Source organism: Sulfitobacter sp. AS59 (assembly GCF_038899995.1).
Taxonomy (GTDB): Bacteria; Pseudomonadota; Alphaproteobacteria; order Rhodobacterales; family Rhodobacteraceae; genus Sulfitobacter.
Genome location: NZ_JBBMQK010000009.1, coordinates 88,313 through 97,468, shown reverse-complemented (window position 1 = coordinate 97,468; position 9,156 = coordinate 88,313). Strand labels below are relative to the sequence as shown.

Sequence of the window (9,156 nt, the reverse complement as noted above, 5' to 3'; positions counted from 1 at the left end):
AGCACCAGCAAACGATCCGCCAATGCGCCATCGACGACGAATGTTTTCTTACCGCTTAGGCGGAAACCATTCCCCTCGCGCGTCGCCGTCATAGACGTTGCTTCGGGGTTGAACTTTGACGTCTCATCAACAGCAAGCGCATAGGTCACATCGCCCGTCGCAATTGTGGCAAGTGCCTTTTCTGCCCGCGCATCGCTGACATTGCGCAGCGCCGTTGCGGCAATCACAGCGGTCGACAAAAACGGGCTGACGACCAATGTTTTGCCCATCTCATGCGCCAGAACGCCCGCAGCAGCATGGCCCATGTCGGACCCACCGGCGGATTCAGGGACCAGCACACCGGCCCAGCCCATGTCAGCCATTTCTTTCCACATCTTCGCGTCATGGGTTTTGCCCGCATCCCGCAGATCACGAAACGCTTTGACGGGGGCGGATTTATCCAGAAAACCGCGCGCGGCATCAGCCAGCATGGTTTCGTCTTCGGTCATTACCAGATTTGCCATGATTTATGCCCCCAGCCCAAGAACGCGGCGCGATACGATGCTTAGCATCACCTCGGACGTGCCGCCTTCGATGGAATTCGCTTTGGTGCGCAGCCAATCCGCAGGGCGGTTGCCCAAAGGACCGTCCCATTCCAACGCATCAGACCCACCCGCAGCCATCAGCAATTCGTGGCGCTGCTTGTTCAATTCTGTGCCCATGTATTTCAGCATCGCCGATGCATCACCTGCGCCCGTTCCGGCTTCGGCTTGGTCTTTGTAACGCTCCAACGTCAACCCGATGGACAGTGCATCCACCTCGCAGCGCATCGCGTCGGCGCGCAGGGTGGTTTCCATTTCCTGACCTTCGCCAAGGGATTCATTCAGCACCGCGCCCAAAGCACGCCCGCCAGACAGACCCTGACCGCCGCCCGAGATCATCTCGCGTTCGTGGGTCAGTAGGTATTTTGCCACGTCCCAGCCGCGGTTTTCGGTACCAACAATCTGGTGTTTCGGCACCTTCACATCGGTAAAGAAGGTTTCGCAAAATACCGACGCGCCCGAGATCAGTTTGATCGGGCGGGTTTCAACGCCCGCGTCTTCCATGTTGATCAGCAGGAACGAGATGCCTTTGTGCTTGGGCGCGTCGCGGTCGGTGCGGATCAGCGCAAAGATCCAGTCGGCTTTGTCGGCGTAAGAGGTCCAGATTTTCTGGCCGTTCACCAGCCAGTGGTCGCCCTTGTCTTCGCCTTTGGTCTGAACGCTGGCCAGATCAGACCCGGCGCCCGGCTCGGAATAGCCTTGGCACCAGCGGATTTCACCGCGTGCAATCGGGGGCAAGTAATGCAGTTTTTGTTCGTGCGACCCAAAGTGCAGCAAGGCTGGCCCAAGCATCCAGATGCCAAAGCTGTCCAGCGGACTGCGGGCACCGATACGGTCCATCTCTTCTTTGAAAATCTTTTCCTGGGCGCGGTTTAACCCGGCACCGCCATATTCAACCGGCCATGTGGGGACAGTGTACCCTTTAGATGCAGCGCGTTCCATCCAGTCGCGTTGCGCGTCTGATTCAAACTCGAAATTCTTGCCACCCCAACAAATGGATGCTTCACTGGCTTCGCCACCGCGCATTTCGGCCGGGCAATTTGCCTCCAGCCAATCGCGCAGTTCAACTCGGAAACCCTCCAGTTCCTGATTGGACTGCATCGTATTCTCCCCCCTCGATTTTGCGGATAACAATTCCGCACTGCAAAATTGCATTTCGAAATTCGATTGACAAGACAGTTTCTGAACGCGCCTATTGCTTTGCAAATTCTTGAGGAGGAATGTCGAAATGAAAGCCATGCTAAGCACCGCCCCCGGTGGCCCTGAAACTCTGGAGCTGACAGAGCTGCCACAGCCCGAACCCAAAAAGGGCGAGGTCCGCATTCGCGTCCGTGCTGCTGGCCTGAATTTCCCTGACACATTGATTATTCAGGACCTTTACCAGATGAAGCCCCCCCGCCCCTTTGCCCCCGGTGGCGAGGTTGCAGGCGATATCGACGCGGTTGGTGAAGGTGTCACAAACGTTGCTGTTGGCGACCGTGTTCTGGCGATGACCGGCTTTGGCGGCTTTGCCACCGACATGTGTATTGACGCGGGTCGGGTCATGAAAATCCCCGATGCGATGCCATATGACGAAGCGTCATGTTTGGTGCTGACCTACGGCACCTCGCATCACGCGCTGAAAAACCGCGCTGAAATCAAGGCAGGCGAATCCTTGTTGATCCTTGGCGCTGCGGGCGGCGTGGGTGCCGCCGCGATTGAATTGGGCAAGGCCGCCGGTGCGAAAGTGATCGCCGCCGTGTCGTCTGAGGAGAAGGCGCAGTTCTGTCGTGATTTGGGTGCAGACGAAACAATCGTCTACAGCCGCGATATGGACGACCGCGCCACGCAAAAAGAGTTCTCGAACGAGATCAAAAAGCTGGCAGGCGGCGATGGTGTTGATGTCGTCTATGACGCGGTTGGTGGTGCTTATGCTGAACCTGCCGTGCGCGCGCTGGCATGGAAAGGCCGCTATCTGGTTGTCGGTTTCCCCGCTGGTATCCCGAAAATTCCGCTGAACCTGACGCTGCTCAAGGGATGCCAGATCGTTGGCGTCTTTTGGGGCGCGCACACCGCCCGCGAACCGCAAGCCCATGCCGAAAACATGGCTGATCTGTTCCGGATGTACGCAAACGGTCAAATCAAACCGCGCATCTCTGCCCGCTTCCCACTGGAACAGGCCGCTGATGCGTTGACCCTCATGCAGGATCGCAAGGTTCTGGGCAAAGTCGTGCTCGACGTCGCGTGAGCCTGAAAGGAAAGTAACATGACTAACCGACAAATCGTTATTGCCGAGCTGCCGACCGATGCGCTGACGCCCGCACATTTCAAAGAAACCACAACCGATATGCCGACTGCGGGCGACGGTCAGGTGGTGCTCAAGGTCATTTTGATGTCCATCGACGCGGCGAACCGGTCTTGGATGAAGGGCGCGACGTACCGCGCCGCCGTGAATGCCGGTGACCCCATGCCGACATATGCAATCTGCGAAGTCACCGAGACCAAGTCGGACCGTCTGGCCGTTGGCGATATCGTCGCGGCCGACGCAACTTGGTCAAATTACATCGTCGCCGAGGCACGCAAATGCGAAAAGCTGCCCAAGGTACCCGAACTGTCCAACCTGATGTCAGTCTATGGCATCGCAGGCAAAACCGCGTTTCACGGGCTGATCTCAGTTGGCCAACCCATTGCGGGCGAAACCGTGTTGGTATCGGCAGCGGCGGGTTCAGTTGGCGGCTATGTCGGCCAGATCGCCAAGGCGCTTGGGTGCCGTGTTGTCGGCATCGCGGGTGGTGCCGAAAAATGCAAATGGGTCAAAGAAGAGCTCGGCTTTGACGACTGCATTGATTACCGCGCACCGGGTCTGTCCAAAGCATTGCGCGCGGCCTGCCCTGACGGTGTGGACGTGTATTTCGACAATGTCGGCGGCACCGTGTTGGAAACCGCATTGTTCAGCATGAACGAAAAGGGCCGTATCGTTTGCTGTGGCGCGATCAGCCAATACGACACCAAAACACCTACCGGCCCGCGCAATCTTCCCGGTCTTGTCGTTGTAAAACGTCTGCGCATGGAAGGGTTCATCGTGATGGACTGGACCCATGACGATGCCAAGGCCCTGCGCGCGTTGCAGACTTGGGTCGCAAACGGCCAGATCAAGGTGACCGAAGACATCGTTGACGGCCTTGAAAACGCGCCACAGGCGTTGATTGGCCTGTTAGCGGGCGAAAACAAGGGCAAGCGTATGGTGCGCGTTGCCGCTGATCCAGCATAGGAGGAAGCCACCATGTCTGCACTGAAAAAGGCGGTTGAGCACAGCGAAACCCTGATCGGAACCGAAGTTGGGGTGTCCGATTGGATCACCGTGGATCAGGAAATGATCGACCAATTCGCAAAGACCACCCATGACATGCAATGGATCCACATTGATCCCGAACGCGCCGCCGCTGAAACCCCGTTTGGCGGCACGATTGCCCATGGTTTTCTGACATTGTCGCTGGCCAGCCGCTTTGCCTATGACTGCTTTAACATGATGCCCGGTCAGGTGATGGGCATCAATTATGGGATGAACAAGCTGCGGTTTTTGCGGCCCGTCCCTGCCGGATCGCGCCTGCGTGGGCGGTTTACCTTGCAAAAAGTCACAGCGCGCAACGCAACCGACATGCTGCGGGAAAACCTGCTCACGGTCGAGATTGAGGGCGAGGAAACCCCTGCCCTGATCTGCGAATGGCTGGGGCTGGCCGTTTTCAAGGACTAGATCGTTTCGCTTTTCGCAACAAAGGCCGCCTTGTATGGGGCGGCCTTTTGCATTTCTGACGCATAGGCACTTTGCCTATTTGTCAGGGGCCGTCACCGGGGTGGATTGGGCAGTCAACGGCCCACATTGACCGCGCGCCTGATCGGGCAAAGGTTTCGCAGCAGCGGGGCCAAGCTTGCGATACCATACAAACGACAGACACGCCGTCAGCCCCATGATCGGGATCAGCGTGCCCATCGCAATCACGGCATTCCCCATCAAAGCACCCAGCGACCCCATAAGCAGACCCGACCCCATCTGAATGAACCCCAGCAAAGATGCAGCAGACCCCGCGGCACGCCCGAAAGGGGCAAGGGCGGCTGTCGACATGGCCGGCATCACAAATGCAATCCCAAAGGAATAAACCCCCACCGGAATCATCACATGCAGAAAGCTGGGCGCCCACATCAGCAGCGTCAACGTCCCCACGCTGCCCAAGGCGACGAACATAAGGCCCGGGGCCACCAATGCGTTCGCGCCGTATCGTCTCATCAGCTTGCGGCAGATCAGCGACGCCGCAAAAAAGCTGCCCGATTGCGCCAACATCGACGCCCCGAATTGCGCGGGGGACAGGCCTACCTCATTCATCAAGATGAACGGCAGAAACGTCGCCTGCGCGTAAATCGCACCCAATGCACCGCCCATAACCAATGACGCAGAAATGAAGTGCTTGTTCGTCAAGAGCATCTTGTAAGTGCGCCCAAGTGCTGGAAAATTCAGGCGCGATCGGTCAGGAACAACGGTTTCTTTCAGCGCAAAAATTACCACCGCAATGATACCGATGCCGAACAGCGTCATTAACAAAAAGATCGAACGCCAGCCAAACAAGGGCAACATCAGACCGCCGATTGTGGGGGCCAACGCAGGCCCAAGCGCCAGAATAATACCGATCAAATTCATGATGCGCGACGACTGATCATCGGTGAACAGATCGCGCACCAACGCCCGTGAAATCGCGACCCCCACCGACGCGCCAAGACCTTGGACAAAACGCGCAGCCATCAAAACCTCGACCGACGGGGACAACATCGCCGCCAGACTAGCAACGCAGTACAGACCCATGAAAGCAATGGTAACCGGACGCCGGCCCAATGCATCTGATAGCGGCCCCGCCACCAGCTGCGCACAGGCGAACCCCCCGAAGTACAAGGTCAGGGTCAGCTTGATTACGGATTCAGTTGACCCGAAATGGCGCACCAGTTCGGTCATGGCGGGGGTGTATAAGGCCATGGAAACAGGCCCAATCGCCACCAGCATCGCGCCAATAATACTGACCCTGCGTTCTGTCATTAAGGGCGTGGTCATGCCCTGTCGTCCGGTTTCGAAACGGCAACACGCGGCCCGTCAATATTGGCGCGCAGCTTGCGTGCTGTCTCAAGGAAAGCCTTCCAATCGTTAGGGCAAAGCCCGCTGGAAATCAGTTGTTCCGTCCGCTCCCCTGCCTGCGCAATTTGCGACAACGTATCTGCGGCCTTTGGGGTAAGCGTCACGATCTTGGCACGGCGGTCTTTCGGATCTGCCTCCCGCGCGACCAGCCCGTCCCCTTCGAGCCGGTCAAGAAAACCGGTCAGGCTCATCGGGGTCATACCTAGGCTTTCGGCCAACAGATGCTGGCGCGTCGGGCCGCAGCGGGCCATATGCGCCAGAACGCGGGCCTCGGCTGCTGTAACTGATAGCTGGCTCGCTTCGATTTCTCGGGCAAAAACGCCACGGGTGATCCGCGCAATATCATTAAACAAAAAGCCAAAACTATCGGTATCAATCGTCTTACGCATTAGGGGTCCATTATTCTGTTTGTAAGTTTGCCTTACTATATATCAGAATTAGCATCGGTGCCTTCCCTGTCAAATTTTATCGTTAACAATTAGAAAACAACGCAGCGTTCAACACCGCGCGGCCTATCCCGTTAGCGTAAATCCGAAATTTCAAAACGGGACCGGCTGATAAAACGCTCCCCCGCTCTTAGCAAGCTTGAGGGAAAGCTGGGTTGATTGGGCGTATCCGGCCAGAACTGCGGTTCAATCGCCAACCCTGCGCAAGGGCCATATGGTTTGCCAAGATGCCCGTTGAAAGGCGCTGTATCTATATGACATCCGTTATAAATCTGGACGCCCGGTTGATCGGTCTGAACGTCCAATACAACCCCTGATGCCTCTACCCGACAAGCGGTTTGCAGCGGCGTGTCAGAAGAGCCAAGACAGAAGTTATGATCCAGCACCGGACCAATATGACGTGGTTTGCGATAATCAAATGCAGTGCCATCCACCGGCACAGCTTGGCCGATAGGGATCTGCTCAGCATCCACGGGTAAATATGTATCTGCGGGCACGGTCAGCAGATGATCCGACAGGTCGTTCCCGCCGGACAAATTCCAATATCCATGAAACGCTGGGCTAAAGAAAATGTCCGCATCCGCCTGCCCTGAAATCTCAACCTCCAACGCCCCCGAAGCGGTCAAACGGTAGATAACAGTCGCGCGGATATTGCCGGGAAAACCGCCCAAACCATCAGGATGTTCCAGCGTTAATTCGCATGCGTTGTCAGAGACTTGGCTAAGGGACCAGTTCCGATCACTAAAGCCCGCGCAACCGCTATGCAGCGTCGTCTGACCGTTTTCATTCTTGTCCAAGTCAAAAGACTGGCCGTTTATCTGCATGCGGCCACCGGCAATACGGTTGGCAACAGGCCCGACAACGGCGCCGAAATAGTGCATTTGATCAAAATACGAATCAATCGTTTCGCCACCCAAGATCAGGCTGTGATCTATGCCCGCCACCCTGTAATCCTGAACTGTGGCACCCCAGGATAAAACCCGCGCGACAGCGCCGCCTGCGCGTAATTCGCACGCTTTTACCTGTGTACCATAGGGGTTTAAGCTGAAATTATAGACCATTACGTCGCCCGTCTTTCTGCCCCGGCCTGCCAAAAATTATGCGCATACACATAGATTCCCTGATAAAGTATAAATATTGCCCATATTTTGACACGTTTCCCTTACAGGTTGTTAACACGTTTGGCGGGGCAGTGTTGCTTTGCTTGTTATATTTAGTGGGGCTAGTTAAATGAAAATTCTTGCGGTTGATGACGATCCAATCATCCTTGAACTGCTTGCGCATTTCATCGAGACAATGACGGAACACAAGCTGGTTATGGCCTCTTGTGCCGATGAAGCTATTGAAGTGATCAAGGCAAATGCACGCGCGCCTTTCGATTGCTTCTTGCTGGATATCCAAATGCCCGGAACCGATGGCATCGCCCTTGCTGGCAAAATTCGCGCGCTTGATAATTATGTCGATACGCCCATTCTGATGCTCACCGCGATGTCGGAAAAAGATTATATTGATGCCGCCTTTGCTGCAGGTGCCACCGACTATGTGACCAAACCCTTTGAGATGTTCGAACTCAAGGCGCGGCTGGCACTTGTTGAACGTGCCTTTGCCGAGCGCGAAGCGCGCACAACCAAAATTTTCGCCGCTCAAAAAGTGAACCCAAACCAGGGTAAGGGCACACCGCCAATCGATCTTTTTGAACCGGTCGCAATCTATGAAATCGACAACCTGATCGATTTCATGGCGTTCGAAAACTATATCCGGCAGCTCAGCCGGAATGATCTGTTCGGTTCGACCGCCTTTGCGTTTACAATTCGCGGGATCGCCCAATATCACGCCACGATGTCGCCGTTTGAATTCTATTCGGTGCTGACAGATGTTGCCGAAATCATTTCGGACACCCTTGGCGATGGCCAGTTCCTGATGTCCTACGCAGGAAACGGCACTTTTGTTTGCATCACAGAAAGCGGCTGGCAGCCAGATATTAAGGCGCTCGCCCTAAGTGTTAACCTCACCCTCGCCAAGACAGAACTGTTTGACAATCAAGGTCAGCGGATCGAACCGCGGGTTTGCGCCGGTGAGGCGATTAGGTTAATGTGGAAAACAAGCGCGACCGTTATGGACGCGATTTCCGCAGCGCATGCCTCGTCGGAAGAGTCTGTTGCTGCCCATGAGGATGCGCATAAAAATGCGTGGCAAATTGGTCTGACTGCATGATGCATCAAAAGCTTAAACTCCCAGGGATCGATCGTATCCGAAGTCGGTTTCTTGAGATGCTGAAGACGCGACAGATTTCAATTGCAGAATACACGCTGGTTGCTTGGGAAAGCCATGAGCTGGAAGAAGTTAACGGTGCGTTGGTAAGCGCACGCACATTGCTGCATCAGATCGCCGGCACTGCCGGCTCTCTTGGTTTTGAGGACCTAGGAAACGAAGCGCGTAGCATCGAGACCGAGATTGATGAGCATCTGAACGGCCCCGACGCGGACCTTGCCATTTGTCCCGGTCCCTTGTTCTTTCACTTGGATAGCTTTGTACAGCTTTGCCAAACGGTACTTGATGCCCAACCGGAAACAACGGTTGAGCCCTCTTAACCCACCCCTTTAATCAAGCACTGCTTTGATCTGGTCGCCCAATGTGATCGGATCAAACGGTTTGCTGATCACGTCGACCGCACCAATCTGCCGTAACTCGTCCATCTCGTTTGGCTGTGCCCGCGCGGTCATAAAGATCGCCGGAATTTCGGCAAACTCCGGCCGTTCGCGCAACAGCTCCAATGTCTGACGGCCGGTCAATCCGGGCATCATCATATCAAGCAGTAAAACATCAGGAATATAGTCGTTTGCCCGCGCCAGGGCGGCTTCACCGCTGTCACATTGGACAACTTCAAAACCGCCCGCCATTTCTAGCGCGAGATCCACGATTTCGCGGATCGACTCGTCATCCTCAACGTGAAGAATTTTAATCACCATTA

At 55.6% G+C, this 9,156-nt stretch carries 11 protein-coding genes; 5 read left to right on the top strand and 6 right to left on the bottom strand.

The genetic code is table 11. The features are described from left to right. Positions 1-503: acyl-CoA dehydrogenase family protein (locus WNY39_RS16475; RefSeq protein ID WP_342847281.1), on the bottom strand; the 503-nt coding region annotated here is incomplete at its 3' end. 3 nt (positions 504-506) lie between these two features. Continuing rightward, positions 507-1,682 (bottom strand): acyl-CoA dehydrogenase family protein, encoded by a 1,176-nt coding sequence (locus WNY39_RS16470; protein ID WP_342847279.1) that lies wholly within the window; start codon positions 1,680-1,682, stop codon positions 507-509. A gap of 127 nt (positions 1,683-1,809) precedes the next feature. Between WNY39_RS16470 and WNY39_RS16465 the strand changes: the two genes are divergently transcribed. From WNY39_RS16465 to WNY39_RS16455, 3 genes are read left to right on the top strand one after another with little or no spacing between them, the layout of a single operon-like run. Beyond that, positions 1,810-2,808 carry an NADPH:quinone oxidoreductase family protein gene (locus WNY39_RS16465; RefSeq protein WP_342847277.1) on the top strand — a complete coding sequence of 333 codons (999 nt, stop codon included), beginning with the start codon at positions 1,810-1,812 and terminating at the stop codon, positions 2,806-2,808. Positions 2,809-2,826: 18 nt separating this feature from the next. Beyond that, positions 2,827-3,831, top strand: a complete 1,005-nt coding sequence (locus WNY39_RS16460) for an NADP-dependent oxidoreductase (protein ID WP_342847275.1) — start codon at positions 2,827-2,829, stop codon at positions 3,829-3,831. Positions 3,832-3,843: 12 nt separating this feature from the next. Further along, complete coding sequence (locus WNY39_RS16455; protein WP_341235750.1) at positions 3,844-4,314, top strand: MaoC family dehydratase; 471 nt, start codon at positions 3,844-3,846, stop codon at positions 4,312-4,314. A 75-nt stretch (positions 4,315-4,389) separates the two neighbouring features. Here WNY39_RS16455 and WNY39_RS16450 read toward each other — a convergent pair whose 3' ends face one another. The 3 genes from WNY39_RS16450 to WNY39_RS16440 form a co-directional block, all read right to left on the bottom strand. Beyond that, on the bottom strand, positions 4,390-5,658 hold the full coding sequence (locus tag WNY39_RS16450) for a multidrug effflux MFS transporter (protein WP_342847272.1): 1,269 nt from the start codon (positions 5,656-5,658) through the stop codon (positions 4,390-4,392). Next, complete coding sequence (locus WNY39_RS16445; RefSeq protein ID WP_342847270.1) at positions 5,655-6,128, bottom strand: MarR family transcriptional regulator; 474 nt, start codon at positions 6,126-6,128, stop codon at positions 5,655-5,657. The genes WNY39_RS16450 and WNY39_RS16445 overlap by 4 nt, the downstream gene beginning before the upstream one ends. Before the next feature lie 131 nt (positions 6,129-6,259). Beyond that, complete coding sequence (locus WNY39_RS16440; RefSeq protein ID WP_342847268.1) at positions 6,260-7,246, bottom strand: aldose epimerase family protein; 987 nt, start codon at positions 7,244-7,246, stop codon at positions 6,260-6,262. A gap of 169 nt (positions 7,247-7,415) precedes the next feature. Here WNY39_RS16440 and WNY39_RS16435 point away from each other — a divergent pair, with 169 nt between their 5' ends. Together WNY39_RS16435 and WNY39_RS16430 are read left to right on the top strand one after the other, a co-directional pair. Then, the gene (locus WNY39_RS16435; RefSeq protein WP_342847266.1) at positions 7,416-8,399 is read left to right on the top strand and encodes a response regulator; all 984 of its coding nucleotides are present in this window, start codon (positions 7,416-7,418) and stop codon (positions 8,397-8,399) included. Between the two features lie 56 nt (positions 8,400-8,455). Then, the gene (locus WNY39_RS16430) at positions 8,456-8,776 is read left to right on the top strand and encodes a phosphorelay protein (protein ID WP_342847264.1); all 321 of its coding nucleotides are present in this window, start codon (positions 8,456-8,458) and stop codon (positions 8,774-8,776) included. A gap of 9 nt (positions 8,777-8,785) precedes the next feature. Here WNY39_RS16430 and WNY39_RS16425 read toward each other — a convergent pair whose 3' ends face one another. Further along, positions 8,786-9,151, bottom strand: a complete 366-nt coding sequence (locus WNY39_RS16425) for a response regulator (RefSeq protein WP_341235832.1) — start codon at positions 9,149-9,151, stop codon at positions 8,786-8,788. Positions 9,152-9,156: the final 5 nt, after the last annotated feature.

Excerpts from the sequence above, each read along its gene's own strand:
- WNY39_RS16470 (WP_342847279.1), bottom strand. The coding sequence starts at position 1,682 with ATGCAGTCCAATCAGGAACTGGAGGGTTTCCGAGTTGAACTGCGCGAT.
- WNY39_RS16465 (WP_342847277.1), top strand. The coding sequence starts at position 1,810 with ATGAAAGCCATGCTAAGCACCGCCCCCGGTGGCCCTGAAACTCTGGAG.
- WNY39_RS16460 (WP_342847275.1), top strand. The coding sequence starts at position 2,827 with ATGACTAACCGACAAATCGTTATTGCCGAGCTGCCGACCGATGCGCTG.
- WNY39_RS16455 (WP_341235750.1), top strand. The coding sequence starts at position 3,844 with ATGTCTGCACTGAAAAAGGCGGTTGAGCACAGCGAAACCCTGATCGGA.
- WNY39_RS16450 (WP_342847272.1), bottom strand. The coding sequence starts at position 5,658 with ATGACCACGCCCTTAATGACAGAACGCAGGGTCAGTATTATTGGCGCG.
- WNY39_RS16445 (WP_342847270.1), bottom strand. The coding sequence starts at position 6,128 with ATGCGTAAGACGATTGATACCGATAGTTTTGGCTTTTTGTTTAATGAT.
- WNY39_RS16440 (WP_342847268.1), bottom strand. The coding sequence starts at position 7,246 with ATGGTCTATAATTTCAGCTTAAACCCCTATGGTACACAGGTAAAAGCG.
- WNY39_RS16435 (WP_342847266.1), top strand. The coding sequence starts at position 7,416 with ATGAAAATTCTTGCGGTTGATGACGATCCAATCATCCTTGAACTGCTT.
- WNY39_RS16430 (WP_342847264.1), top strand. The coding sequence starts at position 8,456 with ATGCTGAAGACGCGACAGATTTCAATTGCAGAATACACGCTGGTTGCT.